Raw genomic sequence first — 26927 nt, 5'->3', positions numbered from 1 at the left:
TGCTCTCTCCCCTACTCCGCCATGCGTCTTGTCGAATGTGTTCCCAATTTCTCCGATGGCCGCCGCCCCGAGGTCATCGCCGCGATCCGCGATGCGATCGCCGGCGTCGACGGCGTCTCGATTCTCGATGTATCGTCGGACGAATCCCACAATCGCAGTGTGATCACCTTCGTCGCGCCGGTCCAGCAGGCAGTGGACGCCGCGCTGGCCGGAATGCGCGCAGCCCGCGACCGAATCGATCTCACCACGCACACCGGTGAGCACCCACGCATGGGCGCGACCGACGTGGTGCCGTTCATTCCGCTCGAAGGCACCACCATGGAAGACTGCGTCGCCCTTGCCCGCCGCCTCGGCGAGCGCGCTGGCCGCGAGTTGGAGATCCCCATCTTCCTCTACGAGCGGGCCGCCACGCGTCCGGACCACGAGAACCTGGCCGACATCCGGCGCGGCGAGTTCGAGGCGCTGCGCGACGAGATCGGCACGACGCCCGCGCGCACGCCAGACTTCGGACCGGCTCGCGTGCATCCCACCGCCGGCGCCACTGCGGTGGGAGCCCGCCCCTTCCTCGTGGCCTACAACGTGTATCTGGGACCGGAATCCAACCTCGGCGTGGCCAAAGCCGTGGCCAGGGCGGTGCGTGGCTCCTCGGGTGGGCTCCGCTTCGTGAAGGGCCTCGGCCTGGCAGTGGATGGCCAAGCACAAGTGTCGATGAACCTCGTTGATACCGAGAAGACACCGCTGCACCAGGCGTTCGACATGGTGAAGATGGAGGCCGAAGCGCGGGGCGTATCGCCCACGTGGAGCGAAATTGTAGGGCTGGTGCCCGAGCGAGCCCTGTTCGACGCGGCGGCGCGGCATCTCCAACTGCGGGACTTCTCTCCCGACGTGGTGCTCGAACGCCGGGTGCGCGACGCCGTGGAGGGCGGCGTGTCGCTCGGTGGTTTCGTGGCTGCCGTGGCCTCGTCGGCGCCAGTGCCCGGAGGTGGAAGCGTGGCGGCGCATGCCGGCGCCCTCGGCGCGGCGCTTGCCCAGATGGTGGCCGGGCTCACCGCGGGGCGCAAGAAGTACGCGGCCGTCGATGCCGAGATGCGGGCCGTAGCGCTTGAAGCCGCCGCACTGGTCAGCGACCTGTCGGCCCTCGTCGACCGCGACGCCCAGTCGTACGCCGCCGTCAGCGCCGCTTACAAACTGCCGCGCGAAACCGCGCCACAGGCTCTGCGCCGAAGCGAAGCGATAACCGCGGCGCTCCTCGGCGCGGCGGACGTACCGCTGGAGACGGCCCGCGCCTGCGTCCGGGTGTGCGAACTCGCGGTCACCGTGGCCGCGAAGGGGAACACGAACGCGGTATCCGACGCCGCCGTCGCGGCGCTGCTCGCCGAAGCGGCGTGCCGTGGCGCGGGCTACAACGTCCGTGTCAACGTCGCCGCGCTCGACGATCCGGCGCTCGGCGCGGCTCGGGCGGCCGATGCCGCCGCGCTCGCCCACCAGGCGGCTGCCTTCGCCGCTCAGGCAACAGGCATGGTGGAACGAGCGATCGGCGGCTGAAGCACACCGGCCGGGTCTGGGATCATTCGTGAGTCCCCGTCCCGGCCTACCGCTCTCCGCCGTAAATGCCGTTGAACAGAAACTTGAAATTCGAATGCGGCTGCCCGCGGAACAGGATTTCCGGAGCGAACAGGAACAGATGCCCCTGGCCGATCCTGGCAGCCGCCACGGCAACGCCGCCCTCCAGATAGCCCTGCCCCCACGCCCACCCGCTACGCAGCGGCGTCGCGGAGTCGAACCATGCTACCGGCGTCACACCGCGCATTGCGGCGTCTGGCTCGAGCCGGAACACCGGCGAGTGGTCGAAGAACACGTCGAGCTGCGCCGGCATGCCCGCCGCCAGCATGTTCGTCGTGTCCACGGCCGTCTCGAGTATCGACCCCGGGATGTAGAACTGCTGACCGGTGAGCGGCCGCACCTGGCCGGCGGGCGTGCGCTCCGTCAACTGGTCCTCGAGGGGCAGGTCCAGGTCGTACGCCATGGACGTCGCGGCCCCGACGGTCAGCACCGTGCCGCCGTGGTCCATGAACGTCTTTAGCTGCGGGACGGTCTGGGCGGCCGTCACGTTGCCCAGCATGTGCTGGTACGCGGCCGGCACCTCGGCCGTGCCACGGCCGCCTCCGAACCCCCGTCCCCCGCCACTCCCTACCGACCCCTGGATTCGGGTATCCACGAGGATGATGACGTCGTACCTGGCGTTGAGGTTGCCCGCGTCCAGGTCCTGCGGATAGACCACGGTATATGGGAACTCAAATTGCTCCAGCTCGAACCGTGTCCATCCGGACGGCATCGATCCACCGTACTGGTCCAGCAACGCGATGCGCTGCGGGTGCAGCTTGATGGCGCCCGCGGTGGGGGCGGCGGATACGCCGGTGAAGCTCACGCCGAGGGTCGCGGCCGCCGTCCGCACGATGGGAGCCGCCGTACTCGACGACGTCACGTAGAACGTCCCGATCGGATACGTCGTGCCGTTCGCCGCCAGCGGTTGCCGCAGCCAGTACACGTCGGCGTGCGCCCTGAGCAGCCGATTGATCACGGTGAACGCGTCGTTCTCGGCGTGGCTGAATACGAAGCCCGCCGCACCGGCGGCGTTGGCCACCGTGCCCGCCAGTGGCCTGGCCAGCCCCCCGATCTTCTCGAATGGACCGTCGAATGCCTCGAGGATGCGGTCGAAGTGCACCCCCATCTGATAGGCCAGTGTCCACCCGGCATTGTCATACGGCGGGACCGGAGGCCCACCCGGGTACGCAAAATCGTTGGGGTAGTGCTGCGGTTCGAACATGTCGAGGATCTGCGGGCGGAACGCCTGTGCCGTCTTGATAACGTATGAGCCCTCGGGGTACGACTTGCCGTTCACGGTGAAGGCTGCCGTGGCACGCAGCACGTCCACGCCGTTGTAGCGCAGCGTGTTGATGAATTTGGTGACCGTCGGGAAATCCGGCTGCCCGGCCGTCATGATGTAGCCGCGCGGGTCCCGTTCGGCCGGGTTCCGCAGGTACTCCTGGAACATCGCGTCCGGGGCCGCGGTGCCGCCGCGCCCGCCGCGACCCCCACCGGCCACGCCAGCTCCACCGCGGCCGGCACGGTCGCGGGCCAGCGCCGAGTCCACGGCCGCGATCATGGGCGGCGTCACCGTCCAGCTGTCCCGGCTTCCGCGTTCAATGGAGTTCCGACCCATCTCGTAGAGCCCGTACAGGAACTCGTCGCGCCGCCGCGATGCGATGTCCAGCACGGCATAGTTCGCGCTCACTGAATAGTCCACCGACTGACGGAAATGCCACGCCTGCGGATCCACCGGATACGGGAGGTCGCCTCGCGGAAGCTGCATGGCCGGCACGAAGGGGATCCGCTCCGGCGTCGGGTTGCCGATCGTCTCGGTGAGCAGCCCGATCATGTTGTGGAAGTACACTTCGGTGCGGAGCCCGCCGTTCCACCAGGTGGAATAGCTCGAACCCGACCGCATGGTGAATCCCGGCTTGTGCTCCACGGTCAGGCGCGTATGGATCGCAGCACCCACCATGTCCAGATCGGTCACGATCAGCGGATCGAAGTTGTAGTTGAACGGATCGCGGAACGGGGGCGAGAACATCACCGTGCCCGCCGGTCCCGTCTGATGGTGGTTGTAGACGATGATCGGGTACCACTCCCAGAACATCACCTTCTCGTCGTTCTGCGTTTCCGGCAGGTTGGCCATGTAGAAGTCGCGGTTGTCGTCGTGCCCGGCGTACTTCTCGTAGAGCCGCGGGATGTTCTCGCTCCGCTTGAGCGTGTCGGGCTCCTGCATGTACCAGTTGGCGACGAGTTGCATGCCGTCGGGATTCACCAGCGTGAGCAGCACGATGTCATCGCGCAGGAGGCGCATCGTCTCCGGATCGTTGCGCGAGAGGAGGTCGTATGCGGTCTGGATCAGTTGCGACGGGCCGAGGACCTCGGTGGCGTGCAGCCCGCCGTCAATCCACACCACGGCCTTCCCTTCGTTGGCCAACTGGTGGGCCTCCTCGTCCGTGAGGTTCTGGGCGCGCGCCAGTCGTTCCTCGATCTGCCGGTAGTGCTCGAGGTTCTTCATGTTCTCGGGCGCCGACACGATGAGCGTGTACTGCGTACGCCCCTCCGCCGATTTGCCGATGTCCACGAGCTTGGCGCGGTCGGACTCTCTGGCCAGCGTCTGGACGTACGCTTCGTACTGATCGTAGTTGGGAAGCCAGTAGTCGTCGCCGATATTGTGGCCGAACTGCTCCTTGGGCGACGTGACGTGACGCTGGGCCCGTGCCGCGCCGGCCACCAACACCAGGGGCAACACGAGGACCAGAGAAGTGCGGAAGTGGTTCGACCGCATGGCGAATCTCCGGTGGAAATCGGTGGCCCGGCACGCCGCGTACGCGCCGCCGGACCCGGGAAGGGAACTCCTCAGAAGCTACGGGGCGTGAGGCGGAACCGCTGGCCCCCGTGCTACCGCCGCGTCAGCACCCAGGGGCCGTTCTCCGTGATCGCCACGGTGTGCTCGAAATGCGCCGACCGCGAAGCGTCGGCGGTCACGATCGTCCACCGGTCGGGGAGCGTCTTCACCGCGTGCCCGCCAACGTTGACCATCGGCTCGATGGCGATCGTGAGCCCCGCGTTGAGCTTGGTTCCCCGGTGGGGCTTGCCGTAATTGGGCACCTGCGGCTCCTCGTGCATGGCCACCCCCACACCGTGCCCCACTAACTCGCGCACGACCGAGAACCCGGCCGCCTCGACCACCGCCTGCACGGCAGCCCCGATGTCACCCACCTGGTTGCCCACCTTGGCCGCCGCGATCCCCGCGTCGAGCGACTTCTTGGTCACCTCGAGCAGTCGCTTCGACTCGGCATCGATGTCGCCCACCGGCACCGTGATCGCCGCGTCGGTGAACAAACCCTTGTAACCCACCCCGACGTCGAGTGACACGAGGTCGCCCTCGTGCAACACACGTTTCTTGGACGGAATGCCGTGCACGATCTCCTCGTTGATCGACGAGCAGATGCTGCCGGGAAAACCGTACAGCCCCTTGAATGCCGGCGTCGCGCCCTCGTGGTCGCGGATGAACGTCTCCGCGATCCGATCCAGATCCTGCGTCGTGATGCCCGGCTCCACCGCCTTGCGCAGCAGATCCAACGTGCCAGCGAGGATCTTACCGCCCGCCGCCATGACGTCGAGTTCGCGCGCCGACTTGAGCTTGATCATCGACCGAGGGCTTTCAGCGCCCGCACCGTCACATCGGCTACCGGGCCGGTGGCGTCCACGGTGGCCACCCGGGTCCCCGCCGCGCGGTACCACTCGAACACCGGCGCCGTCTGGGCTTCGAACACCTCGAGGCGGTGCCGGATGGCCGCCGGCTCGTCGTCCTTACGGCGCACGAGCTTGCCCCCACACTTGGCGCACGCGTCACCCACCGAACCGGACATGTACGGCGTCTGGCACGCGCTGCACACCAGGCGGGCGCTCAATCGCCGCACGATCTCGTCGTTGGACACGTCGAAGTTGAGCACCGCGTCCACCGTGCGCCCGAGGGTGGCCAGCGCGTCGCGCAGCCCCTCGGCCTGCGGCACCGTGCGCACCACGCCGTCGAGGATCACACCGTTGGCGTACGCCGGTGAGGCCAGGGCCTCGCGCACGATGCCCAGGATGACCGCGTCGGGCACGAGCGCGCCCTTGTCCATGTAGCCTTTGGCCTCCCGGCCGAGCGCCGTACCCGCTTGGCTCGCCGCGCGCAGAACATCCCCCGTGGCCAGCGTGGAGATGCCGAGCAATTCCGCCAGCCGTGGGGCCTGCGTGCCCTTGCCGGCGCCGGGTTTGCCAAACAGGACGATGATCATGATAGGAAGAATGCCACGGAATGCCCGCCTTGGGAATGGAACGAGAAACCTCGGCGCGAGGTCGCTCGCACCGAGGTTCCGGTCCACCACATTGGCGTGAGCGTCCGGGCGGGCGTTAGAACCCGCCACCCAGGTTCGACGCGCCACCTCGGAACTTGACCCGCCCCTTCTTCATGAAGCCATCGTACTTCCGCAGCAGGAGATGCTGCTGCATCTGTTGCAGCGTGTCGAGCGCCACGCCGACCACGATCAACAGCGACGTCCCACCGAATACGAACGGCACGTTCACCAGTTGCGTGAGCCAGATCGGGAACAGCGCGATCGCCGTGAGGAAGATGGCGCCCGGCAGCGTGATGCGTGAGACCACGGAGTCGATGTACTCGGCGGTCTTCGACCCCGGCTTCACGCCGGGAATGAACCCGCCCTGCTTCTTCAGGTTCTCCGCCAGGTCCACCGGGTTGAAGATGATGGACGTGTAGAAGTAGGTGAAGAAGATGTTCAGCACGGCGAACGCGATGTAGTACCACCCCGTTCCGGGATTGAACATGTCGGCCATGTCCTTGAGCCGTTGGTTGCCCATGAACTGGGCGATGGCCGCCGGCACCACGATCACCGATTGCGCGAACACGATCGGCATCACACCGGCCGCGTTGATGCGCAACGGGATGTAGCTGCGCGACGCTTCGCGCATTCGGCCTCGCGCCATCGTACGCTGCGGGATCTGGATGAGCACCTTGCGCGCTCCGACCGTGATGTAAACCGTGGCCGCGACCACGACCACGAGGAGCACGATCACCACGAGCAGCGAGAATGCGCCCAGCGCGCCGGTCGTGATGTAGGTGTACGCCTGCGCGATGCTCGGCCAGATGCGCTGGGCGATCGAGAAGAAGATCATCAGGCTGGCGCCGTTGCCGATGCCGTTCTCGGTGATCTGCTCGCCGAGCCACATCACGAAGATCGCGCCCGCTGTGAGGAAGAACGTGAACTCCAGCCGGAACGCCATGCCCGGCGCCGCCACCACGCCGGTCAGGCCCTCCGCGAACAACGCGAAGCCCCAGCCCTGCACCGCAGCCAGCGCCACCGTCCCATATCGGGTCCACTGTTCCACCTTTTTCCGGCCTTCCTCGTCCTTCTGCATCTTCTCGACCTGCGGCACCACGGCCGCGGCGATCTGGAAGAAGATGCTCGACGAGATGTACGGCATGATGCCGAGCGCGAACACCGTGGCCTTGGACAACCCGCCGCCGGTGAACAGGTCGTACAGGCCGAGCAACCCACCCGACTGCTGGTTGAAGAAGTTCACCAGCCCCACCGGATCCACCCCAGGCACCGTGACGTGCGCGCCGATTCGGTAGATCAGCAGACACAGCAGCGTGAAGAGGATCTTCTCCTTCAGCTCGGGCGTCTTGAACAGCCCCTGGATGGCCTCGACCGGATTGGTTTGCGCCATGTTACTCCTCGACGCGGCCTCCGGCCGCGACAATCTTCTCGCGTGCGCCGGCGCTCACCTTCACACCGCGCAACGTGATCGCTTGCGTGACCTCGCCGTTGGCCAACACCTTGCCCGGTCCCCTGTTGGCCCGGATCAGCCCGGCCGCGACCAGCGTCTCGGTGGTGATCTCGATGCCCCCGGGAAGCGTCGCCAGGTCGGCGAGGCGCACGACCTGCGATTCGACGCGGAACGGATTGGTGAATCCGCGCTTCGGCAGCCGGCGCGTGAGCGGCATCTGGCCGCCCTCGAACTGCGGCTTGCCGCCCCCCGGACCGTGATGGCCAGCGCGCGCCTTGATGCCCTTGTGGCCCTTGCCCGACGTCTTGCCCTTGCCAGACCCCGGACCGCGCCCCAGCCGCTTGCGGTCTCGGTGAGAGGCGGGCGCGCCAGACAGATTGTGCAGGCCGATCTTTCCAGAATTGGTCACCTGGTCACTCCTTTACCGGCGTCACTTCGACGAGATGACGCACCTTCTTGAGTTGGCCGCGGAGCGACGGAGAATCCTGGTGGACAACCGAATCCTGGTGGTGCTTGAGCCCGAGTGCCTCGAGCGTCAGGCGCATGCGCCAGGAGTGGCCGATTCCGCTCCGCACCTGGCGGACGCGCACCTTCCCCCCCGTCAGTTCGTTCTTCGCGGTCTGCTTCGGCCCCTTGCCGGGGTGCCACACGAACGTCCGTGCCATCAGACCGCCTCCTTCACCTTGGCCCGCGAGCGGTAGCCGAGGCTGTCCGGCTCGACGCCGCGCTCCCGCGCGATCTGCTCCACGGTCGTCAGCGCCTGCAACCCTTGCATCGCCGCGCGCACCATGTTGTGCGGATTGGTCGAGCCGAGGCTCTTGGTGAGAATGTCGGAGATGCCGGCGCACTCGAGGAGCGCCCGCACAGCCCCGCCGGCGATCACGCCGGCGCCGGGTGCCGCGGGCTTCATCAACACCTTGCCGGCGCCGAAGTGGCCCGTGATGGAGTGCGGGATTGTCGCCCCGGTGAGAGGCACCTGCACCATCCGCCGCCGCGCCGCGTCGACCGCCTTGCGAACGGCTTCCGACACTTCGTTGGCCTTGCCCGATGCGAAGCCAACCTTGCCCTGGCCGTCGCCCACCGCCACGAGGGCGTTGAACGAGAACCGGCGGCCGCCCTTGACGACCTTGGCCACGCGGTTGATCGCGATCACGTTCTCGATCAGATCACTGCCATCTCCACGCTCGCCGCGGGAGTCGCCGCTGCGCGGCGACCGCCCGTCGCGACCGCCTCCCTCGCGGCCGCCGCCGGGCCCACCACGCCCAGGCCCACGGCCACCCCCGCCGCCGGGACCGCCACGACCACGGCCGCCGCCACCACCACCACCACCACCGCGACCACGGCCGCCACCGCCGCCGCCGCCGCGGCGCGGCGCGGGCGCTGGCGCCGACGCCGGTACCGACGTCGTGCTCACTTCGGACTGCGGATTCTCATTCTGTTCCATGTTAGAACTCCAGACCGCCCTCGCGGGCGCCTTCGGCCACCGCCTTCACGCGGCCGTGGTACTTGTATCCCGCACGGTCGAACACCACGCGGCTGATTCCGGCGGCCTTCGCCTTTTCGGCGATCGCCTTGCCCACCTGCACCGAACGCTCGGCCTTCTTGCCCTCGGTGATCCCGTGGCTCGACACCGCGAGCAGCGTGCGCCCCGACGTGTCGTCCACGAGCTGGGCGTAGATGTGCTTGAGCGAACGGAACACCACGAGACGGGGCCGCTCGGGCGTGCCGGCGAGCGCCTTCCGCACGCGCAGATGCCGCCGAACGCGCTTCTCCTCGCGGGTCTTGGGAATGATCGCCATTACTTGCCTCCCGCCTTGCCGGCCTTCCGCCGGATCTGTTCGCCGGCGTACTTGATGCCCTTGCCCTTGTATGGCTCGGGGGGGCGCAGGTTGCGCAACTCGGCCGCCACCTGGCCCACCATCTCCTTGTCCGCTCCTTCGATCACGATCTGCGTGGGCTGGGGCGCGGTGAGCTTGATGCCCTTGGGCGCCTTGTACTCGATCGTATGCGAGAAGCCCAGCGCTAACTGCAGCCCGTACGGCCGCACCTCGGCCTTGTAGCCCACGCCCGTGATTTCCAGCTGCTTCTGATATCCCTTGGTCACACCCTCGACCATGTTGAACACCAACGTGCGCGACAGACCGTGGAGCGCCTTGTGGCGGTCCTCGTCCGACGGGCGCGTGACGGTCACCACGTCACCGTCCACGACGACGCCGACGTCGCGGTGCAGCGTGCGCGCGAGTTCGCCCTTCGGGCCCTTCACCTGCACCGCATGGCCGTCCACGGTCACCGTGACGCCCTTGGGCACTTTGATCGGCAGTTTTCCGATACGCGACATGGGGCCCCCTTACCAGACGAAGGCCAGAAGCTCGCCGCCGGTGCGCTTGGCGCGCGCCTGACGGTCGGACATCAGCCCCTGCGAAGTGGAGAGGATGGCGACGCCCAGTCCGTTGCGCACGCGCGGGATCTCCCCCACGCCCACGTAGCGGCGAAGTCCCGGCGTCGACACGCGTTGCAGGTCGCGGATCACGGGCGTGCCGCCCGCGTACTTGAGCCGCACACGCAACACTTTCCGGCCATCCTCGGTCTCGATCGTCTGGAAATCCTGAATGAAATTCTCCTCCTTCAGGATCCGTGCGATCTCGGTCTTGATCTTGCTCACCGGCATGTCCACGCGGCGATGCTTCGATCCGCAGGCATTGCGGATCCGCGTCAACATGTCGGCAATCGGGTCGGTCATGCTCATGGTGTTCGTCCTGTCGTTCCGTCGTATCCACTCGCGCGGACGTGCGGAAATGAAATGTGAACGCTGCTACTCCAACCAACTGTAGGACTGTTCGACGGTTGGACGCCACGCGGCGTTCCGCAGTCATCCGTCCTGCTGTCCTACGGTCCTACCGTCCTGTAGTCCTACCAGCTCGCCTTACGCACGCCCGGGATCATCCCGTTCAGGGCGAGTTCCCGGAAGCAAATCCGGCACAGGCCGAACCGCCGGAGGTAGGCACGCGACCGTCCGCAGCGCCCACAGCGGTTGTGCTGCCGCACGGCGAACTTCGGCTTCCGGTGGCTCTTCTCGATCATGGCCTTTCGAGCCATAGCATTCTCTCCAGGTTTGGACCGCGCCTACAGGAGGCGCCCGCCCTTCTTGTCTTCGCCCTTGAAGGGCATGCCCAGTTCCTTGAGCAACGCCAGCGCCTGGTCATCGCGCTTGGCCGTCGTGACGAACGTGATGTCCATGCCGTGGATCTGCTCCACCGCGTCGTAGTTGATCTCCGGGAAGATCATCTGCTCCTTGATGCCGAGCGAGTAGTTCCCGCGCCCGTCGAACGACCGCGTCGGCAGCCCGCGGAAATCGCGCACGCGCGGGATCGTCACCGAGATGAACCGATCCAGGAACTCCCACATCCGCGCCCCGCGCAGGGTCACCGCCGCCCCGATCTCCTGCCCCTCGCGGAGCCCGAAATTCGCGATCGACTTCTTGGCCCGCTTGCGCACCGGCTGCTGGCCGGTGATGGTCGCCAGCTCCTCGACCACCACGTCCAACGCCTTGGGCTGTTTGATCGCCTCACCCAGCCCCACGTTGAGCACGATCTTGGTGAGCGTCGGAACCTGGTGCGGATTCGTGAAGCCGAACTGCGCCATCAGCTTCGGCCGCACCTCGTCGTGGTACTGGATGCGGAGCCGCGGCGGAGGCACCGGCAGCCCGGCGCCCGCATGGGCCCCGCGCGCCTTCACCTCACCTTTGCCCTTGCCGCTCTTCGCCTTCTTTTCCTTGGTTGCCATGGTCTATCGTCCTCGCTCAGCGCTTGGGATGCGGAATGGCATCCCCGCTCTTCACGCCGATGCGCTCCTTGGTGCCGTCGTCGTCCAGGCGGACGCGCGTGCGCGTCGCCGCGCCGGTCTTTGGATCGATGAGCATCACGTTCGACGAGTGCACCGGGGCCGGGAATTCCACGATCCCGCTCTGCTCGTCGGCGTTGCGTGCCCTCCGATGCCGCTTCACGATGTTCACGCCCTCGACCATCACCCGCCCGGTCTTGGGATAGACGCGGAGGATCTTCCCCTCCTTGCCCTTGTCGTCGCCCCGCACCACCCGCACCGTGTCGCCCTTGACCACGTGGATGGGCATCCGCGCCGCGTTGATCGCGTGGCGGCGCCGGTTCTGGGCCCGCGGGCGATCCGTCTTCCGATATTCGTTGTGGCGCATGTTACAAGACCTCCGGCGCGAGCGAGACGATCTTCATGTACCGCTTCTCGCGCAGCTCGCGCGCCACGGGACCGAAGATGCGCGTGGCCCGCGGTTCGCCCTGGTCGTTGATGATCACGACCGCGTTTTCGTCGAAGCGGATGTAGCTGCCGTCCTTGCGCCGCGTCTCCTTGACCGTGCGCACCACGACGGCCCGCGCCACCTCCGCCTTCTTCACCGTACCGTTCGGCAACGCATCCTTGACGGCGACGATCACGACGTCGCCCAGGCCGGCGTACCGCCGGCGCGTGCCGCCCAGGACGCGGATCACGAGCGCCTTCTTGGCCCCCGAATTATCCGCCACCCGGACTATGGATTCCTGTTGAATCATCGGCCGTTCCTCTCAGCGTGCGCGTTCGAGAATCTCGACCACACGCCACCGCTTGTCTTTGGACAGCGGGCGGGTCTCGATGATGCGCACCGTATCGCCGGTCTTCGCCGAGTTCTCCTCGTCGTGCGCCTTCACGTTCCGGGTGCGCGTCATCATCTTGCCGTACATCGGATGTGCCACGCGGCGTTCGAGCGCGACCACGACCGTCTTCTGCATCTTGTCGCTCACCACGAGGCCCACGCGCGTCTTGCGAGACGTGCGCGCCGGCGCGGAAGCGGTATTGGGATTCGTCATGTCAGCCATTTCGTTGATCGCTCCCCACTAGCGGGCCGCGTGCGGCTGCCGCCGTTCGCGCAGAATGGTCTTGAGCCGGGCGAGATCGCGCCGGATCACGCGCAGCCGGAGGGGCTCCTCCAGCGATTCGGACGCGCTCCGGAACTTGAGACGGAAACGCTCCTCTTCCAGAGCCACGATCTGCGCCGAGATGTCCTCCGACGTCAGCTCGCGAATTTCGTTAGCTAGCATCGGTGTGCGCCTCCTCGCGGGCCACGAACTTCGTCTTGATCGGCATCTTCGCCGCGGCCAGCGCCATCGCCTTCAGCGCGATCTCCCGCGAAATGCCCTCCAACTCGAACATCACCCGGCCGGGCTTCACCACCGCCACCCACGACTCCGGTGATCCCTTGCCCTTGCCCATACGGGTCTCGGCGGGCTTCTTCGTGATCGGCTTGTCCGGGAAGATCCGGATCCAGACCTTGCCCCCGCGCTTGATGTGACGCGTCAGCGCCACGCGCGCGGCCTCGATCTGCCGGTTGGTGATCCAGCCCGGCTCGAGCGCCTGGAGCCCGTAGGTCCCGAACGCCACCGTGCTGCCCCGTTGGGCCAGCCCCTTGGTGCGGCCCTTGAACATCTTGCGAAATTTGACGCGCTTCGGACTCAGCATTGATCGTCGCCTCCCTTACATGCCGGAGGAGTAGGTGGTGCCACGACGGTCTTCCACGATCTCGCCCTTGAAGATCCACACCTTGACCCCGATGGTCCCGAAGGTGGTCTTCGCCGTCGACGTCGCGTAGTCGATGTCCGCCCGCAGCGTGTGCAGCGGCACGCGCCCTTCATGGTAGCCCTCGACGCGCGCGATCTCCGCGCCGCCCAGACGCCCGCCGCACTTGATCTTGATCCCGAGCGCGCCCATCCGCATCGCGCTCTGCACGGCCCGCTTCATCGCGCGCCGGAACGAGATGCGCTGCGCCAACTGACTGGCGATGTTGTCGGCCACCAACTGCGCTTCCAGCTCGGGCCGCTTGATCTCTTCCACGTTGATCCCGACTTCCTTCCCGGTCAGGTGCGCCAGTTCGTCGCGCAACTTGTCGACCTCCGCGCCCTTCTTGCCGATCACGACGCCAGGACGGCCCGTGTGCAGCGTCACCACGACCTTGCCCGGCTTGCGCTCGATCACGATGTCGGCAATCGCCGCGTGTCCGAGGCGCGCCTTGAGATACTTGCGCAGCAACTCGTCCTCGCGCAGCAACGCCGGCAGCTCCCGGCCCGCGTAATACCGCGACCGCCACTGCTTCGAGATGCCGAGGCGGAAGCCGATCGGATGTGTCTTCTGTCCCATTAGCGATCCTTCCTCTCGCCCACCACGATTTCCACGTGGCTGGTGCGCTTCTGAATTGGTGTGGCCCGCCCCATCGCCGCCGGCGTGAACCGCTTGAGCTTCGGCCCCTCGTTGATCACGGCGTGCGTGATCACCAGCGCGTCCACGTCCAACGACGCGCCGGTCGCGCGCGCCGCCTGCTCCGCGTTCGCCACAGCCGAGCGCACCACCTTCTCGATCTGGTGCGCCGCGTGCTTCTTGGAAAACGCCAGCAACGCCAGCGCCTCGTTCACACTCTTGCCGCGCACCTGGTCGATCACCAGCCGCATCTTGTAGGGCGACTGTCGCGCCGTACGCTGAATCGCCCGCGCCTCGGTGGCCATGTTACCTGCCTCCCTTGGCCGCCGGTGCCGGCGCCGGGGCGGCCGCCGCCGGAGCGGCGCCGGGGCCACTGGGCGCGCCGGCCGGCGCCTTCTTGTCCGCCGCCTTCGCCCCCGTGTGGCCGCGGAACAGCCGCGTGGGCGAGAATTCGCCCAACCGGTGCCCCACCATGTTCTCGGTCACGTACACGGGGACGAACTTGTTCCCGTTGTGCACGGCGAACGTGTGCCCCACGAACTCCGGCAGCACCGTGCTCGCCCGCGACCAGGTCTTGATCACGCGCTTCTCGCTCTTGGCGTTCAGGGCCTCGACCTTCTTGGCCAGCGCTTCCTGAACGAACGGTCCCTTCTTTACGCTTCTTCCCATTAGTCTCGGCCCCGGGTTACTGCGTCGCCTTGCCGCGCTTCCGGCCGCGGACGATCAACCGCTGCGACGACTTCTTCTTGTCGCGCGTCTTCACGCCCTCCGGCTTGCCCCACGGACTCACCACGTTCCGGCCGCCGCGCGTGCGGCCACCGTGCGGATGGTCCACCGGGTTCATCACTTCACCGCGCACTTTGGGACGACGCCCCTTCCAGCGCGTCTTCCCTGCCTTGCCCCACGACACCAATTCGTGCTCAGCATTGCCCACTTCGCCGATCGTCGCCATGCACCGCGCGTGCACCAGGCGCGTCTCGCTCGACTGGAGCCGCAGCGTCACGTAGTCGCCTTCCTTGGCCAGCACCTGCGCCGACGTCCCCGCCGAACGACAGATCTGACCGCCCTTCCCGATCTTCAGCTCGATGTTGTGCACCGCGGTGCCCAACGGCACCTCGGCCAGCGGCATCGCATTGCCCACCCGAATGTCCGACCCCGGCCCAGCGACCACCGTGTCGCCCACCGCGAGCCCTTTCGCGTGCAGCATGTAGCGCTTCTCGCCGTCCGCGTATTCGACCAGCGCGATGCGCGCCGACCGGTTCGGATCGTACTCGATCTCACGCACCGTGGCGGGCTGGCCCGTCTTGTTGCGCTTGAAATCCATGATGCGATACATGCGCTTGTGGCCACCGCCACGGCGCCGCATCGAGATGTGCCCGTGATTGTCGCGACCGCCCGACTTCTTGAGCGGCTCGAGCAGGGACTTCTCCGGCGTCGTCCGCGTGATGTCCGAGAAATCGGAAACCGAGCGGAACCGGGTGCCCTTCGTCACCGGCTTGAACTGACGAATTCCCATCGGGTCAGCCCTCGAAGATCTCGATCGTATCGCCCTCGCGGAGCGTCACGATCGCCTTTTTCCAGTTCGGGCGGCGTCCGGCCGTCGCACCCACGCGGCGAAGCTTGCCGCGCTGGTTCGAGGTCCACACGCCGGTCACCTTCACGCCGAACAACTGTTCGACGGCCGTTCGGATCTGCGGCTTGCTCGCCTTCGGGTGTACCTCGAAGGTGTACTCGCCGCGCTCCTGGAACGCCGTCGACGTCTGCTCCGTGATCACGGGGCGAACGATGGTCTGATGCGTGGTCGGCATCGCTTACTTCCCCTTCTTCTTGGTGGCCGACGGCTTCTTCGTAGCCGTCTTCTTTGCCGCCGGCTTCTTGGCCGCCTTGGGTGCCGCCTTCTTGGTCGGCACCGCCTTGGCCGCCGGCGCCTTGGCCGCCGGCGCCTTGGCCTTCGGGGCCTGCTTCCGGGCACGCTTGGCTTCGGCCTTCACTAATGCCTCGTCCTTGGAGGCCGGCTTGGCCTTCTTCGCCCGCGGTTCCGCCGCCGTCTCCGCCACCGGGGCCAACATCTGGCCCAGCGCGCCCGCTTCCACGAGCACCACGTCCGACCACAGGAGATGGTAGGTCGACACGTCCGCGTACGGCATCACGTGCGCTGTGGGCAGGTTGCGTCCGCTCAGGAACACGTTCGGCTTCACGCCGTCGGTGAGGATGAGCACCTTGTGGTCGGCCAGGTCCAGCCGGTCGATGAGCGCCTTGAGGCGGCTCGTCTTGGGCGCGTCATAGTCGAACCGGTCGATGACGATGATCGCATCCTCGCGGGCCCGGGCATTGAACGCGCTCTTGCGGGCCAGCGCACGCACCTGGCGCGGCACGTACTGCGCGTAGCTGCGCGGAATCGGACCGAATACCGTTCCACCGCCCACCCACTGCGGCGCGCGCGTCGAGCCCTGGCGCGCACGCCCGGTGCCCTTCTGCCGCCACGGCTTCTGGTTGCCGCCGATCACGTACTTGCGAATCTTCGTCGCGGCGTTGCCCTGGCGCTGGTTGGCGAGATACGCCTTCACCGCCTGGTGCATCACCGGCATGTTCACGGTGCCGTCGAACAGCGCCTCGGGGAGCGCGACCTTGTCGCGAGCCGTCCCCTGCGCCGTGTACGCGGCTGCCTGTAATGTCGTCTCGTCAGCCATGACTCACCCCTGCTTCCGCACGAGCACGATGCCGTTCCGAGGACCGGCCACCGAGCCACGGATGTAGATCAGATTGCGATCCGCGTCGATCTTCTCCACGCGGAGATGCGTTTGCGTATGCCGCGCCGCGCCGTAGTGCCCGGGCATCTTCTTCCCCTTGATGACGCGCGACGGATCGGTGCCGGGTCCGATCGAGCCGGGCCGGCGGTGCTTCGTATTGCCGTGCGTGTTCGGACCGCCATGGAAGCCGTGGCGCTTGACCACGCCCTGGAACCCGCGTCCCTTGCTCGTCCCCGTCACCTTCACCGTCTCGCCCGACTGGAAGATGTCCACCTTGACCACGTCGCCCACGGCGTACGTGGGAACCGGCACATCCTTGCCCCGCGCGTCGTCCAACCGGAAACTGCGCAGCACGGCCGGCGGGGTGTCGAGGCCCGCCTTCTTGGCATGGCCGATCGCCGCCGCATGCGCGCGACGCCCCCGCGGCGTGCCCTCGCCCTTGGTCGAGGCGCGCGCCAGACGCTGCAGCCCGAGCCCGAGCTGCACCGCCGCGAATCCCTTCTTCGCCGCGTCCGTCACGGCGACGACCGGATTCGGCTCGGCCTCGATCACCGTCACCGGGATCTGTTGTCCCTGCTCGTTGAAGATCTGGGTCATCCCCAGCTTCTTCCCAATAATTCCGATCATGAATTCCTCTGCGTAGTCACTGGCCGGATCGCCAGGAGGACTGTGAAACGGCAGCGGTCGGCGATCAGCCCACCAGCGGCCCTTCCCGCGTTATTGAACTTTGATTTCCACGTCCACGCCGGCCGGCAGATCGAGCTTGGTCAGCGCGTCCACCGTCTGGGCGCGGGAATCGAGGATGTCGATGACCCGCTTGTGCGTCTTCAGCTGGAACTGCTCGCGTGACTTCTTGTCGACGTGCGGCGAGCGCAGCACCGTCCATAGTTGCGACTTCGTGGGCAGCGGGATCGGCCCCGACACCTGAGCGCCGGTCTTCTCCGCCGTCCGTACGATATCCGCTGCCGCCTGATCGATCACCGCGTGATCGAAGGCCTTGAGACGGATGCGAATTCTGCCAGTCATGCGTTGCCCGTGAGTGAGTATTGCCGAACCAATCGTGCTGCACCTGACCGACTGCTCGATTCGGCGTGCTGTAGAACGGTTGGACGGTAGGACGGAATCGTTGTCCGCAGCGTGCTGCCCTACCGTCCTACTCGCCTACCGTCCTACTTCAGAATCTTGGTGACCACGCCCGCTCCGACCGTCCGTCCGCCTTCGCGGATGGCGAACCGGAGTTGCTCTTCCATGGCGACCGGCGTGATCAGCTCGATCGTCATCTGGATGTTGTCTCCCGGCATCACCATCTCGGTGCCGGCCGGCAACTCGATCGCGCCCGTCACGTCCGTCGTGCGGAGGTAGAACTGCGGGCGGTAGCCCTTGAAGAACGGGGTGTGGCGGCCGCCCTCTTCCTTGGTGAGGACGTACACCTCGGCCTCGAACTTCGTGTGCGGTGTGATCGAGCCAGGCTTGGCCAGCACCATCCCGCGCTCGATCTCCTTCTTGTCCACGCCGCGGAGCAGGAGGCCGACGTTGTCGCCTGCCTGGCCGTCGTCGAGCAGCTTACGGAACATCTCGACGCCGGTCACGACGCTCTTCTTGTCGGTGCCGAAGCCGACCATCTCGATTTCCTCACCGACCTTGATCTTCCCGCGGTCGATGCGGCCCGTGGCCACCGTGCCGCGGCCGGTGATCGAGAACACGTCCTCGACCGGCATCAGGAACGGCTTGTCCACTTCGCGCACCGGCTCCGGAATGAACGTATCGAGCGCGTCATACAACTCCTGGATCTTCGCGATCCACGCCTTGTCGCCCTCGATCGCCTTCATCGCCGAGCCACGGATCACCGGCGTGTCGTCGCCCGGGTAGTCGTACTTGCTCAGCAACTCGCGGACCTCGAGCTCGACCAGGTCCAGCAGCTCCGGGTCGTCCACGAGATCGCACTTGTTGAGGAACACGACCACCGACGGCACGTTCACCTGGCGGGCGAGCAGGATGTGCTCACGCGTCTGCGGCATCGGGCCGTCCACCGCGCTCACGACGAGGATCGCGCCGTCCATCTGCGCCGCGCCCGTGATCATGTTCTTCACGTAGTCGGCGTGTCCCGGGCAGTCCACGTGTGCGTAGTGGCGCTTCTCGGTCTCGTACTCGACGTGCGACGTCGCGATGGTCAGAATCTTGGTCGCGTCGCGGCGACCCTGCGATTCCGACGCCTTCGCGACTTCATCGTACGCGATGTACTTCGTGCTGTAGCCCTTTTCCGCCGAGATCTTCGTGAGCGCCGCGGTAAGGGTCGTCTTGCCGTGATCCACGTGGCCGATGGTTCCGACGTTCACGTGCGGCTTGGTACGCTCGAACTTTGCCTTGGCCATGGTACTGTTCCCGATGAGTTGATCTACTGCGTCCTTGATAATGGAAGGTCGGAACCGTGATTCCGCCTGCCGCTCCCCGACTTACGCCTTGACCTTGCTGATGATCTCTTCCGCCTTCGACTTCGGCACTTCTTCGTAGTGGGCGAACTCCATCGAATACACCGCCCGGCCCTGCGACATCGAGCGCAGCTTCGTGGAATAACCGAACATCTCGGAGAGCGGCACCGTCGAGGCGATCACCTGCGCTTCGCCCCGTTGCGTCATGCCTCCGATCTTGCCGCGCCGCGACGAGAGATCGCCGAGCACGTCGCCCATGTACGCCTCCGGGCTCACCACCTCGACGTTCATCAACGGCTCCAGGATGACGGGATGCGCCCGCTTCGCCGCCTCCTTGAATGCCATCGACCCGGCGATCTTGAACGCCATCTCGCTCGAGTCGACGTCATGGTACGACCCGTACACCAGCTCGACCTTCACATCGACCATCGGATAGCCGGCCAGCACGCCGTTCTCCAACGCTTCCTTGATGCCCTGCTCCACCGGGGCGATGTACTCGCGCGGAATCACCCCGCCCACGATCTTGTCCTCGAAGATAAATCCGGCGCCCGTGTCCGACGGCTCCATGTTGATCACCACGTGCCCGTACTGGCCCTTGCCGCCCGACTGCCGGATGAACTTCCCCTCGACCTTCTCGACGCGCCGGCGAATGGTCTCGCGATAGGCCACCTGCGGTCGACCGATGTTCGCGTCCACTTTGAACTCGCGCATCATGCGGTCGACGATGATCTCGAGGTGCAGCTCGCCCATCCCGGAGATGATCGTCTGGGACGTCTCGGAATCGGTGTGCACGCGGAACGTCGGATCCTCTTCGGCCAGCTTCTGCAGCGCGATCGCCAGCTTGTCCTGGTCGGCCTTGGTCTTCGGCTCGATGGCGACGTCGATCACCGGGTTCGGGAACTTCATCGCCTCGAGGATGATCGGGTGGTCGTCGTCACACAGCGTATCGCCCGTGCGCGTGTCCTTGAGCCCGATCGCGGCCGCGATGTCGCCGGCCAGCACTTCCGCGATCTCCTCGCGCTTGTTGGCGTGCATCTGCAACAGCCGGCCCACGCGCTCGCGCCTGTCCTTGGTCGAGTTGTACACGTACGACCCCGACTTCAGGACCCCCGAGTACACCCGGAAGAACGTCAGCTTTCCGACGAATGGGTCGGTCGCGATCTTGAACGCCAGCGCTGCAAACGGCGCTTCGTCGTTGGTCGGCCGCGTCTCGAAGTGCTCGTCGTGATGGGGCACGTGGCCCTGGATGGGTGGCACGTCCTCGGGCGACGGCAGGTAGTCGATCACCGCGTCGAGCAGCGCCTGCACCCCCTTGTTCTTGAACGAGGCGCCGCAGAGCACCGGCACGAATTGCATCGCCAGGGTCGCCTTGCGGATGGCCCGTCGAATCTCAGGGACAGTCAGCTCCTCACCGGCCAGATACTTCTCCAGCAGCTCGTCGTCATGCGCCACCGCGGCTTCGATCAACTCGTGGCGCGCCTCTTCCATCCGCTCGACGAACTCCGGCGGTACGTTCACGACGCTGAAAGATTTGCCCAGCGACGCTTCGTCGAACACGTACTGCTTGCGCTCGATCACGTCGATGTGGCCCGTGAACAACTCGCCCGATCCGACCGGCAGCTGCAGCGGGTGCGCGTTCCGCGACAGCCGGTCCCGCACCATTGTCAAACAGCGTTCGAAATCCGCACCCACGCGATCCATCTTGTTGGCGAAGATCAGCCGCGGCACGTTGTATCGATCGGCCTGCCGCCATACCGTCTCCGTCTGCGGCTCCACCCCGGCCACCGAGTCGAGCAGCGTCACCGCCCCATCGAGCACCCGCAACGACCGCTCCACTTCGACCGTGAAATCCACGTGGCCGGGCGTGTCGATGATGTTGATCCGGTACTCCGGCCCATCGCCCGCCTCTTGGCTCTGGCCATGCCGGCTCCAGAAGCAGGTCGTCGCAGCCGACGTGATCGTGATCCCGCGCTCCTGCTCCTGCTCCATCCAGTCCATCGTGGCCGTGCCTTCGTGCACCTCGCCGATCTTGTAGGCCTTGCCCGTGTAGTACAGAATGCGCTCGGTCGTCGTCGTCTTCCCGGCATCGATGTGCGCCATGATGCCGATGTTCCGATAGTGCCCGAGCGGTGTGATGCGTGCCATAAGTCGAAGAGTCTCTTGCCTGCATGCCGCGCCCAGCTACGCACGGCGTCAAATTCAAAGTGAATCGGGAACGACAAACCGTCACCAGCAAAAACGCGGGTGGACCAGGGCGCTCCAGAGGAGCCGGTATCCATCCGCTGCCGCCGGGTGTGCCCGCCACTGCAGCGCGAGCCGGGACCCATGGCGCGCCGAGCCGACTTCGCTCGACGTTGAATTGTCCTGCGTTGCTTTTCGGGAGCCTCGGCGCCACAGGCGCTCCGGCCGGTCTGAAGTCCCCTCGCTCCCATCGGCGAGCCCATAAGGGTCGGCGCGCAGTCCGCCGACGAACCATCCGCTACGACAACCAGAGGTACGAATTGCCCTAGCCCCTTGAATTTATTGGCATTCGGAGCGTTGTCAACGCCCGCCCACCGGTAATCTTTCGGCCCACGCCGCCGGTACATTCCCAACGTCGGACCCCTTTCTCGAGACCGCGCACCATGCGACGCCCCCGCCGTCCTCGCCTCCCAATCCCAGCCCTCGCCCACAGGCACCGCCCACGCGCGCGCACCCTCGCCGCGCTCGCCCTCATCCTGGTCGCCGCGGCCCCCAACCACGCCACGGCACAGACCGCCATCCAGACCGGGGCAGTCGAGGCCACCAACACGCAGGTCTTCCCCTTCCTCGGCGCCCGCTTCGGCACGCCGCAGCGCCTCTCCGTCTCCGCCGGCATCGGCCTCAACCTCGACCCCGGCGCCGACCCCACGCAGCCGTCGGGCGAACTCCTCCTCGCCCTCGCTCCCGGACTGGGCGCCGAACGCGCGTCCGTGACCTATGTCCATTCCACAGGCCATCTCGGCGGGGGCATCGCCGCCGGCGCCTCGGTCCTGCGCACCGTAGTCCACCCATGGCAGGCGCCGCCCAATGCTACCTACGTCGGCGCCGACGTCGCGTGGTTTCCGTTCATCGCCCTGGGCCCCCGCCTCGGACTCCTCCGGCGCGTGAGCGCCCCGACCAACAGCCGACCGTGGCTCTGGACGCTGGATTTCGGGTTCGGATTCTAGAGAACTAATAAAACGCCCCGCCCGGTGAGACCGGACGGGGCGTGCCACCAGCAGCGGGACGACCGCCTACCAGCGATAGTGCGCGAACGCCTTGTTGGCGTCGTAGCGCGGTGCGGAAGTCCGGCATCTGATGCGCCCACACTCTGACAGTCAACGTGATCCGCCGTCCTGTCGGGGCCGCGATGTCGGACTCTGCCGCTCCAATTCGACACCCAATCTGACACCTGATGCCTGCACAGACCGGCGTCTCGCGCCAGATCCAGCATGGTATGGCGCTCGGGACGGTCGAGATGCTGAGCGTCTGAGCGCCCCACTGGCCGTTCCGCCGACTGAGGCGGTCTCTGTCCCTCCCCTCGGCCGTGATCGCGCTCCTGCGCGACGCCGGGCGGCAAAGCGCCCCCATGCAGGCCAAAGCGCGGGCGGTCTGACGTGAGCGCCACGCCATGAGGTGCGACGCGTGCGGCGCCGACGCCGCCCGACTCCGCGCCGTGCCGAATCTGGACACGCGCCACGGCGCCCCCGTGTTCGCCCTAGTGTGCCAAGCCTGCGCTGAAAGCAGCGATCGCCGTCCAAAGCCCAGGACTCGGGGCCGCGCCGCCGTACCCAATGACCCGAAAGGAGTTCAGAATGACCAACGCCGCTGAAAGCGGGCTAGCGAAAACACCGTCGCGACGGCAACGGCGCCTGACGGTCGAGGAATGCCGGGCACTGCGCATCACTGACCTGCAGCGGGTCTATGGCCATCCGCCCGCTGGAGCCGAGGTTACCGGGTGGCATATCCGAACGAGTCGGGGCACGACCGCCCGTCTTCAGGTAGCGAGCACGCCGGGCACGCTCGGAGGCCGCTGTTGGTGGCTCGTCTGTCCGCGGTGCGGCAGTCGGCGGCGGGTCCTACTCCGCCCGGCCGGCGGGCAGGAGCGGGCGTGTCGGTCCTGCCTGCGCCTTGTGTACCGGTCGCAGTACCCGACTACCGGCGAGACCGAGGCCGCGAATCGTGGCTGACGCGGGCGGGGAATCAGCCGGGATCCCACCTGAGGTGCTCGGACTTGCGGGGGCGATCGCCACCGGGTGGATCATCCGCGGGCACCGGCTTCTCGCCGCGCTCCTCGCGCGTGCGCGAGCAGAACGAATTTCGCTCGCTTCGGTCAAGGTGTACGCAGTAAAGGTCGGCCTCTGCCTCGCGTGGGGCAGTCGAAACGAACCACAGCGCATCAAGCGCAACAGCCGCCGTCTGGTCATTCCGTCACAAGTCTTCGTAGGGCCAGCGTTCGCCAAGTGGCTCAGGCGTGAGGCCATAAAAGCGGCGCGCGCGGACCTGTTGAACCAGCCGTATCCGTTCACCACCCCGGGCGACCCCAAATTCGAAATCGGCCTCGACGGCGAGGAGATTTACGAGTTGTACTTCGATTACGATCCCGACGTCCCCAAGTATGGCGAGCCGTCAGTAGAGGACCTCTACGCCGAAGCGTCGCCAGGTCAGAAAGCGATCCTCGATGACCTGCGGCGCCAAGCGATCACCGGCCGGCCATCGATCGCGGAAACTGCGCGCGCGTTCGGGAAGAAGCGCACCACGGTGGACACCCAGGTCAGGCGGGCGGAGAAGAAGGCGCGCAGAGCAGCCGACAGACGATGGAAAGCTTCGGCTCTGCGGCATGGGGGGTGAACTCACCTTCACTTCATGGCACGGTGTGCTCGTTGGGCTGGTCGGACAAACGCAAAACGGGCCGCCCTCCCGAACCGGAGAGCGAGCCGTGCGGCCTTCAATGTCGCAACGGTAAAGCAGCCTTGCGGACCGCACGCCAGGGAGCTTTGCTAGAGCATTCACCTTTACCGCTACTTCAACCGACCCATAATCCCTGCTCCTCAAGCGGGGGGACGGTCAACTGTTTGTAAGGGACGCGCTAGCACTGTAGGTGGGGGCCACAAGTGCGCCATTATACGGCGGGGAACCTTTTGGAGGGTGTGATTGTGAAACGACTTATGGCACTCATTCCGCTGTTGGTGATCGGGGCGTGCGTCACGCCGCCTGCGCCGCTCGCCCCGTTGCGGTTCTCCGGGCCGCCGTCAACGACGGCGTATGCGGCCTATCTGGCGCCTGGGACCGCCACGCTCAAAGGGCAGGCGTTCCTCACGACCCGCGGAGGGCAGGTGCGCACCGCGGCCGGCCGGGAGGTGACGTTGGATCCGGCTACGCAGTTCTCGATGGAGTGGTTCACCCAGCGCGGCACAGACCTCGGCACCTTCCTGCAGGACCCCCCGGACACGACCGGGCTGTTTCGGCGCGCGCGGCGCATGGTCACCGCCGACGGTGACGGCCGGTTCGAGTTCGACAGCCTGCCGCCGGGGGCGTACTTGGTGCGCACCGTGGTCACCTGGGACGCCCCAGACCCGGTGTGGGGAACGCTGACGAGGCAGGGCGGGGTGGTCTGGAAGCACGTAGACGTCGCCCGCGGGGCCACCGTGGCGGTCATCGTCAATTAGTAGCCCCTCACGCCGCCCGTTTGAGCCGACGCGGACTCTGTGGCATGAGCGGCACGAGGATCTGGTATTCCGCGTACCGAGCGACCGGGATGGGTCGCGGCGACGGGTCGTGCCAGAGGCGGCCGTCCTTGACGACGTGCTGGCGCCGGCGCGCCACCTCCGCCGTCGTCACACTAGCCGCAACTCACGCCGCCGCCGCTCGAGTTCCGCGTCCGAAATGCTGGACAGGTCATTGAAGTCCACGTCCAACTTGTCGGTAAACAGGCCGACGTGCTTGCCCAGCAGTTCCAGGGCCTTGTTGGCCGCCGCGCCCTGGTACGTATACTCGCCGGTTTCCTTGCCCTTGCTGTCCTTCACCGGCTCCGCCTGCATCGCCCGCTCAACATTCTCCTTGAGACGCGTCAGCACCCACTCCTTCGTGAGCCCAAGGCGCTCGCACACCTCGGCCGTACGCGCTGCGATCGCCGCGGCAATGTTGGGTTTTGTTAGGTTCTCTGCGCCGATGAACCGGGCCGTTCGCTCGCTGTAGCCGGCCCGAATCGCCGCCTGCGTCGCGTTGAGGTCGATCAGGTACTCATCGACGAAGCGCCCCTGCTTGGCGGTCAGGCCGCATCCTGCGGGCGCCCCGGTTCGCATGTCCACTCTCATCATGATAGCCGCCTTCCGACGCTCAGCGGCCACACTCAGGCGCTCCGCGATGAGTTGCATCGCCTGCTCCGGCGTCATCGCCGGTTGCTGACCATCGTCCAAGGGGCCGAACTTCGTGATGACACCCCAGGCCGCGGCGAAGTTCTTGTGGTTCGGGTCGGAGGCAGCCTCGCGTAGCGCGTCGTGGAGATCGGGGTCGCGTTGCAGCTCGGCGATCGTCGCCTTGAACGCCCTGCTTGGCCTACCGGAGCGTCCAGGCTTGCCACCAGTGTTGCCGGAGTGCGCCCCAACCGGCAACCTGTTTCCGTTCCTACCTGATGGCGGTGCAAGCTTCGCGGTTTTGTTCGCGGTTTTCTCAGCGACAGCAGACGATTTCGACTTCTCAGCCATTTCGGTCACCTCGTCCGAAGTGTGAGTATCCGAGGTCCGGTCGGAGCGCGCTGCGTCTTGCATGCAGCTGCTCGCGGTGCTTTCCATTTCGGACTTTCGAGAGCTGGTTCATCGCCAAATGGGCCTGATCGCTTCAATGATCGCTGCACATTGGTCCGGCGACGTGCGCTCCTGAACGACGTCGAGCGTTCGGTGCACCCGTTCCCGCACGTCCTCGATGCTCACCTCGCGGACCGTGCCGAGTCCATACTTCCCGAGCAGGTCGATCGCGCGCAGTCGGTCCGACACCTCGACGTTGACCACGCTCTCTGTTTCTGCATCGCCGACCCGCACGCGGCGGACCACGTGGCCGTCGGCCATCTGTATCAGGGTATCCAGGTTGTCGGCGAACCCCTCGCGCGCCAGGTCGCGGATCATCGACGGCAGGCGCCCCGAGCGGCCCTTCTTGCCACCGGTGTTCCCGGGGTGGGCTCCCACCGGGAGAGACACGCCGCTACGCGGAGACGGCTTAGCGGTTTTGTTAGCGGTTTTCTTCGCGGTTCTTCCCTCGCCCCCCAACCGATTTCGGGCCGAAATCTCTTTGCGATTCACAGTGTCCCCCCTAGAATCAAGTGGCGAATCGCGGTCCGAACTCTCGGCTGCGCTTGAGGTCCCGGGCGAGCTGTGCCGGCGTTCGGCCGTGCGGCTGCCGCAACTGCGGCACGATCGCCTGCCGAAGTCTCGACAGGACGTCGGTGCTTGCGGGCGCGGCGGTCAGCGTCGGGCCGGCGGCGGCTGAGTTCTGCGGGGCCGCCATCGCCGGCAACCCGATCGACTCGCGCATCTGATCGAGCACGCCGGGCGCCACTGGGCCGGCCGGGGTGGCGGTTGGCACCGGTTCCGGGCCGGACGACAGCGGGGCGGTCCAGACAGGGACGGACGACCCGATGGGTGTCGAAGCCGCGCCGCCGGCAATCGGGACGGTGGTGCCCGGAGCTTGCGGCCCGACGGGCGTTGAGGCCCATCCACCCGCGATGGGACCGCCGCTCCCTGGTGGCTGCCGGGCCGATGGCGTGGACGCGGCGCCACCTGGAATCGGGACCGTGGTTCCGGGAGGCTGCGTCTGGACTCCCGGCCGTGGCCCGAGCGTCCCGGTGCCCGCTGGCTGCGTCGGGAGCGGCGTTGAAGCCGCGCCACCCGCGATCGGAGCCGTCGTGCCCGGCGCCTGCGGGGCCACTGGCGTCGAGGCGGCACCGCCGGCAATGGGAACCGTCGTCCCCGGAGCCTCGGGGCCGACCGGAGTAGAAGCCGCACCGCCGGGGATTCGCACCGTGGTGCCTGGTGGCTGGGACCGGCCTCCGCTCACGGGACGGAGAAGCCCGTCCTGCGCTGTCCCTGCCGGCCTCGGGGTTGAAGCCATG

The 26927-nt window shown here is 66.7% G+C and carries 35 protein-coding genes and 1 pseudogene; 4 read left to right on the top strand and 32 right to left on the bottom strand.

What is annotated here, in order from left to right:
• Positions 1 to 21: 21 nt before the first annotated feature.
• Positions 22 to 1545 (top strand): glutamate formimidoyltransferase, encoded by a 1524-nt coding sequence (ftcD, locus tag VNF92_05480; protein ID HVA57319.1) that lies wholly within the window; start codon positions 22 to 24, stop codon positions 1543 to 1545.
• A 46-nt stretch (positions 1546 to 1591) separates the two neighbouring features.
• Here ftcD and VNF92_05475 read toward each other — a convergent pair whose 3' ends face one another.
• The 28 genes and pseudogenes from VNF92_05475 to fusA form a co-directional block, all read right to left on the bottom strand.
• Positions 1592 to 4381, bottom strand: a complete 2790-nt coding sequence (locus VNF92_05475) for a M14 metallopeptidase family protein (protein ID HVA57318.1) — start codon at positions 4379 to 4381, stop codon at positions 1592 to 1594.
• Between the two features lie 113 nt (positions 4382 to 4494).
• Positions 4495 to 5247 carry a type I methionyl aminopeptidase gene (map, locus tag VNF92_05470; GenBank protein HVA57317.1) on the bottom strand — a complete coding sequence of 251 codons (753 nt, stop codon included), beginning with the start codon at positions 5245 to 5247 and terminating at the stop codon, positions 4495 to 4497.
• On the bottom strand, positions 5244 to 5879 hold the full coding sequence (locus tag VNF92_05465; protein ID HVA57316.1) for an adenylate kinase: 636 nt from the start codon (positions 5877 to 5879) through the stop codon (positions 5244 to 5246). The genes map and VNF92_05465 overlap by 4 nt, the downstream gene beginning before the upstream one ends.
• 115 nt (positions 5880 to 5994) lie before the next feature.
• Positions 5995 to 7329: a preprotein translocase subunit SecY gene (gene secY / locus VNF92_05460; GenBank protein ID HVA57315.1), complete on the bottom strand. Its 1335-nt coding sequence runs from the start codon at positions 7327 to 7329 to the stop codon at positions 5995 to 5997.
• Between the two features lies 1 nt (position 7330).
• Positions 7331 to 7780: a 50S ribosomal protein L15 gene (gene rplO, locus VNF92_05455; protein HVA57314.1), complete on the bottom strand. Its 450-nt coding sequence runs from the start codon at positions 7778 to 7780 to the stop codon at positions 7331 to 7333.
• 22 nt (positions 7781 to 7802) lie between these two features.
• Complete coding sequence (gene rpmD / locus VNF92_05450) at positions 7803 to 7979, bottom strand: 50S ribosomal protein L30 (GenBank protein HVA57313.1); 177 nt, start codon at positions 7977 to 7979, stop codon at positions 7803 to 7805.
• Between the two features lie 74 nt (positions 7980 to 8053).
• A complete protein-coding gene (gene rpsE, locus VNF92_05445) occupies positions 8054 to 8551 on the bottom strand; it encodes a 30S ribosomal protein S5 (GenBank protein ID HVA57312.1) in 498 nt (165 codons plus the stop codon).
• Positions 8551 to 8739, bottom strand: a complete 189-nt coding sequence (locus tag VNF92_05440; protein HVA57311.1) for a hypothetical protein — start codon at positions 8737 to 8739, stop codon at positions 8551 to 8553. The genes rpsE and VNF92_05440 overlap by 1 nt, the downstream gene beginning before the upstream one ends.
• A gap of 95 nt (positions 8740 to 8834) precedes the next feature.
• On the bottom strand, positions 8835 to 9188 hold the full coding sequence (gene rplR / locus VNF92_05435) for a 50S ribosomal protein L18 (GenBank protein HVA57310.1): 354 nt from the start codon (positions 9186 to 9188) through the stop codon (positions 8835 to 8837).
• Positions 9188 to 9727: a 50S ribosomal protein L6 gene (gene rplF / locus VNF92_05430; protein ID HVA57309.1), complete on the bottom strand. Its 540-nt coding sequence runs from the start codon at positions 9725 to 9727 to the stop codon at positions 9188 to 9190. Before rplF ends, rplR begins: the two co-directional genes overlap by 1 nt.
• A 9-nt stretch (positions 9728 to 9736) precedes the next feature.
• The gene (gene rpsH / locus VNF92_05425) at positions 9737 to 10135 is read right to left on the bottom strand and encodes a 30S ribosomal protein S8 (GenBank protein HVA57308.1); all 399 of its coding nucleotides are present in this window, start codon (positions 10133 to 10135) and stop codon (positions 9737 to 9739) included.
• Between the two features lie 164 nt (positions 10136 to 10299).
• On the bottom strand, positions 10300 to 10485 hold the full coding sequence (locus tag VNF92_05420; protein ID HVA57307.1) for a type Z 30S ribosomal protein S14: 186 nt from the start codon (positions 10483 to 10485) through the stop codon (positions 10300 to 10302).
• A gap of 27 nt (positions 10486 to 10512) precedes the next feature.
• Positions 10513 to 11172: a 50S ribosomal protein L5 gene (rplE, locus tag VNF92_05415; protein ID HVA57306.1), complete on the bottom strand. Its 660-nt coding sequence runs from the start codon at positions 11170 to 11172 to the stop codon at positions 10513 to 10515.
• A 16-nt stretch (positions 11173 to 11188) separates the two neighbouring features.
• A complete protein-coding gene (rplX, locus tag VNF92_05410; protein HVA57305.1) occupies positions 11189 to 11512 on the bottom strand; it encodes a 50S ribosomal protein L24 in 324 nt (107 codons plus the stop codon).
• Between the two features lie 85 nt (positions 11513 to 11597).
• Positions 11598 to 11966 carry a 50S ribosomal protein L14 gene (gene rplN / locus VNF92_05405; GenBank protein HVA57304.1) on the bottom strand — a complete coding sequence of 123 codons (369 nt, stop codon included), beginning with the start codon at positions 11964 to 11966 and terminating at the stop codon, positions 11598 to 11600.
• Positions 11967 to 11978: 12 nt separating this feature from the next.
• Positions 11979 to 12260 (bottom strand): 30S ribosomal protein S17, encoded by a 282-nt coding sequence (gene rpsQ, locus VNF92_05400; protein ID HVA57303.1) that lies wholly within the window; start codon positions 12258 to 12260, stop codon positions 11979 to 11981.
• 27 nt (positions 12261 to 12287) lie between these two features.
• A complete protein-coding gene (rpmC, locus tag VNF92_05395; protein ID HVA57302.1) occupies positions 12288 to 12491 on the bottom strand; it encodes a 50S ribosomal protein L29 in 204 nt (67 codons plus the stop codon).
• Positions 12481 to 12909, bottom strand: a complete 429-nt coding sequence (gene rplP / locus VNF92_05390; protein ID HVA57301.1) for a 50S ribosomal protein L16 — start codon at positions 12907 to 12909, stop codon at positions 12481 to 12483. Before rplP ends, rpmC begins: the two co-directional genes overlap by 11 nt.
• A gap of 15 nt (positions 12910 to 12924) precedes the next feature.
• The gene (gene rpsC, locus VNF92_05385) at positions 12925 to 13584 is read right to left on the bottom strand and encodes a 30S ribosomal protein S3 (GenBank protein HVA57300.1); all 660 of its coding nucleotides are present in this window, start codon (positions 13582 to 13584) and stop codon (positions 12925 to 12927) included.
• Positions 13584 to 13946: a 50S ribosomal protein L22 gene (gene rplV / locus VNF92_05380; protein ID HVA57299.1), complete on the bottom strand. Its 363-nt coding sequence runs from the start codon at positions 13944 to 13946 to the stop codon at positions 13584 to 13586. The genes rpsC and rplV overlap by 1 nt, the downstream gene beginning before the upstream one ends.
• Positions 13947 to 14058: 112 nt before the next feature.
• Positions 14059 to 14310 (bottom strand): annotated as a pseudogene (gene rpsS / locus VNF92_05375) (30S ribosomal protein S19).
• A gap of 16 nt (positions 14311 to 14326) precedes the next feature.
• Complete coding sequence (gene rplB, locus VNF92_05370) at positions 14327 to 15157, bottom strand: 50S ribosomal protein L2 (protein HVA57298.1); 831 nt, start codon at positions 15155 to 15157, stop codon at positions 14327 to 14329.
• Between the two features lie 4 nt (positions 15158 to 15161).
• Positions 15162 to 15449: a 50S ribosomal protein L23 gene (locus VNF92_05365; protein HVA57297.1), complete on the bottom strand. Its 288-nt coding sequence runs from the start codon at positions 15447 to 15449 to the stop codon at positions 15162 to 15164.
• Positions 15450 to 15452: 3 nt separating this feature from the next.
• Complete coding sequence (rplD, locus tag VNF92_05360) at positions 15453 to 16331, bottom strand: 50S ribosomal protein L4 (GenBank protein ID HVA57296.1); 879 nt, start codon at positions 16329 to 16331, stop codon at positions 15453 to 15455.
• 3 nt (positions 16332 to 16334) lie between these two features.
• Complete coding sequence (gene rplC, locus VNF92_05355; protein HVA57295.1) at positions 16335 to 17018, bottom strand: 50S ribosomal protein L3; 684 nt, start codon at positions 17016 to 17018, stop codon at positions 16335 to 16337.
• A 90-nt stretch (positions 17019 to 17108) separates the two neighbouring features.
• Positions 17109 to 17417 (bottom strand): 30S ribosomal protein S10, encoded by a 309-nt coding sequence (gene rpsJ / locus VNF92_05350; GenBank protein ID HVA57294.1) that lies wholly within the window; start codon positions 17415 to 17417, stop codon positions 17109 to 17111.
• Positions 17418 to 17560: 143 nt separating this feature from the next.
• Positions 17561 to 18763, bottom strand: a complete 1203-nt coding sequence (gene tuf, locus VNF92_05345; GenBank protein HVA57293.1) for an elongation factor Tu — start codon at positions 18761 to 18763, stop codon at positions 17561 to 17563.
• A gap of 81 nt (positions 18764 to 18844) precedes the next feature.
• Positions 18845 to 20965, bottom strand: coding sequence for an elongation factor G (gene fusA / locus VNF92_05340; protein ID HVA57292.1), 2121 nt, complete (start codon positions 20963 to 20965; stop codon positions 18845 to 18847).
• A gap of 479 nt (positions 20966 to 21444) precedes the next feature.
• Here fusA and VNF92_05335 point away from each other — a divergent pair, with 479 nt between their 5' ends.
• From VNF92_05335 to VNF92_05325, 3 genes are all read left to right on the top strand, one after another.
• Complete coding sequence (locus tag VNF92_05335; protein HVA57291.1) at positions 21445 to 22008, top strand: hypothetical protein; 564 nt, start codon at positions 21445 to 21447, stop codon at positions 22006 to 22008.
• Between the two features lie 1036 nt (positions 22009 to 23044).
• Entirely contained in the window at positions 23045 to 23671 is a 627-nt protein-coding gene (locus tag VNF92_05330; protein HVA57290.1) for a hypothetical protein, read from the top strand.
• Positions 23672 to 23988: 317 nt separating this feature from the next.
• On the top strand, positions 23989 to 24489 hold the full coding sequence (locus VNF92_05325) for a hypothetical protein (GenBank protein HVA57289.1): 501 nt from the start codon (positions 23989 to 23991) through the stop codon (positions 24487 to 24489).
• Between the two features lie 7 nt (positions 24490 to 24496).
• Here the strand turns inward: VNF92_05325 and VNF92_05320 are convergent, their stop codons facing one another.
• The 4 genes from VNF92_05320 to VNF92_05305 all read right to left on the bottom strand — a co-directional run bounded on the left by VNF92_05320 (position 24497) and on the right by VNF92_05305 (position 26401).
• Positions 24497 to 24661, bottom strand: coding sequence for a hypothetical protein (locus VNF92_05320; GenBank protein ID HVA57288.1), 165 nt, complete (start codon positions 24659 to 24661; stop codon positions 24497 to 24499).
• Positions 24658 to 25527, bottom strand: coding sequence for a terminase small subunit (locus tag VNF92_05315; GenBank protein ID HVA57287.1), 870 nt, complete (start codon positions 25525 to 25527; stop codon positions 24658 to 24660). The genes VNF92_05320 and VNF92_05315 overlap by 4 nt, the downstream gene beginning before the upstream one ends.
• Positions 25528 to 25635: 108 nt before the next feature.
• The gene (locus tag VNF92_05310; protein HVA57286.1) at positions 25636 to 26016 is read right to left on the bottom strand and encodes a hypothetical protein; all 381 of its coding nucleotides are present in this window, start codon (positions 26014 to 26016) and stop codon (positions 25636 to 25638) included.
• Positions 26017 to 26134: 118 nt separating this feature from the next.
• Positions 26135 to 26401, bottom strand: a complete 267-nt coding sequence (locus VNF92_05305; protein HVA57285.1) for a hypothetical protein — start codon at positions 26399 to 26401, stop codon at positions 26135 to 26137.
• Positions 26402 to 26927: the final 526 nt, after the last annotated feature.

The organism is Gemmatimonadaceae bacterium (assembly GCA_035533015.1).
Taxonomy (GTDB): Bacteria; Gemmatimonadota; Gemmatimonadetes; order Gemmatimonadales; family Gemmatimonadaceae; genus JAGWRI01.
Note: the sequence above shows the minus strand (reverse complement) of the source record. Positions and strands in the feature narration are given on the sequence as shown.

Bases quoted from the DNA above. Each gene is read 5' to 3' on its own strand.
- ftcD (HVA57319.1), top strand. From the start codon at position 22: ATGCGTCTTGTCGAATGTGTTCCCAATTTCTCCGATGGCCGCCGCCCC.
- VNF92_05475 (HVA57318.1), bottom strand. From the start codon at position 4,381: ATGCGGTCGAACCACTTCCGCACTTCTCTGGTCCTCGTGTTGCCCCTG.
- map (HVA57317.1), bottom strand. From the start codon at position 5,247: ATGATCAAGCTCAAGTCGGCGCGCGAACTCGACGTCATGGCGGCGGGC.
- VNF92_05465 (HVA57316.1), bottom strand. From the start codon at position 5,879: ATGATCATCGTCCTGTTTGGCAAACCCGGCGCCGGCAAGGGCACGCAG.
- secY (HVA57315.1), bottom strand. From the start codon at position 7,329: ATGGCGCAAACCAATCCGGTCGAGGCCATCCAGGGGCTGTTCAAGACG.
- rplR (HVA57310.1), bottom strand. From the start codon at position 9,188: ATGGCGATCATTCCCAAGACCCGCGAGGAGAAGCGCGTTCGGCGGCAT.
- rplF (HVA57309.1), bottom strand. From the start codon at position 9,727: ATGTCGCGTATCGGAAAACTGCCGATCAAAGTGCCCAAGGGCGTCACG.
- rpsH (HVA57308.1), bottom strand. From the start codon at position 10,135: ATGAGCATGACCGACCCGATTGCCGACATGTTGACGCGGATCCGCAAT.
- VNF92_05420 (HVA57307.1), bottom strand. From the start codon at position 10,485: ATGGCTCGAAAGGCCATGATCGAGAAGAGCCACCGGAAGCCGAAGTTC.
- rplE (HVA57306.1), bottom strand. From the start codon at position 11,172: ATGGCAACCAAGGAAAAGAAGGCGAAGAGCGGCAAGGGCAAAGGTGAG.
- rplN (HVA57304.1), bottom strand. From the start codon at position 11,966: ATGATTCAACAGGAATCCATAGTCCGGGTGGCGGATAATTCGGGGGCC.
- rpsQ (HVA57303.1), bottom strand. From the start codon at position 12,260: ATGACGAATCCCAATACCGCTTCCGCGCCGGCGCGCACGTCTCGCAAG.
- rpmC (HVA57302.1), bottom strand. From the start codon at position 12,491: ATGCTAGCTAACGAAATTCGCGAGCTGACGTCGGAGGACATCTCGGCG.
- rplP (HVA57301.1), bottom strand. From the start codon at position 12,909: ATGCTGAGTCCGAAGCGCGTCAAATTTCGCAAGATGTTCAAGGGCCGC.
- rpsC (HVA57300.1), bottom strand. From the start codon at position 13,584: ATGGGACAGAAGACACATCCGATCGGCTTCCGCCTCGGCATCTCGAAG.
- rplV (HVA57299.1), bottom strand. From the start codon at position 13,946: ATGGCCACCGAGGCGCGGGCGATTCAGCGTACGGCGCGACAGTCGCCC.
- rplB (HVA57298.1), bottom strand. From the start codon at position 15,157: ATGGGAATTCGTCAGTTCAAGCCGGTGACGAAGGGCACCCGGTTCCGC.
- VNF92_05365 (HVA57297.1), bottom strand. From the start codon at position 15,449: ATGCCGACCACGCATCAGACCATCGTTCGCCCCGTGATCACGGAGCAG.
- rplD (HVA57296.1), bottom strand. From the start codon at position 16,331: ATGGCTGACGAGACGACATTACAGGCAGCCGCGTACACGGCGCAGGGG.
- rplC (HVA57295.1), bottom strand. From the start codon at position 17,018: ATGATCGGAATTATTGGGAAGAAGCTGGGGATGACCCAGATCTTCAAC.
- rpsJ (HVA57294.1), bottom strand. From the start codon at position 17,417: ATGACTGGCAGAATTCGCATCCGTCTCAAGGCCTTCGATCACGCGGTG.
- tuf (HVA57293.1), bottom strand. From the start codon at position 18,763: ATGGCCAAGGCAAAGTTCGAGCGTACCAAGCCGCACGTGAACGTCGGA.
- fusA (HVA57292.1), bottom strand. From the start codon at position 20,965: ATGGCACGCATCACACCGCTCGGGCACTATCGGAACATCGGCATCATG.
- VNF92_05335 (HVA57291.1), top strand. From the start codon at position 21,445: ATGCGACGCCCCCGCCGTCCTCGCCTCCCAATCCCAGCCCTCGCCCAC.
- VNF92_05325 (HVA57289.1), top strand. From the start codon at position 23,989: ATGGCACTCATTCCGCTGTTGGTGATCGGGGCGTGCGTCACGCCGCCT.
- VNF92_05315 (HVA57287.1), bottom strand. From the start codon at position 25,527: ATGGCTGAGAAGTCGAAATCGTCTGCTGTCGCTGAGAAAACCGCGAAC.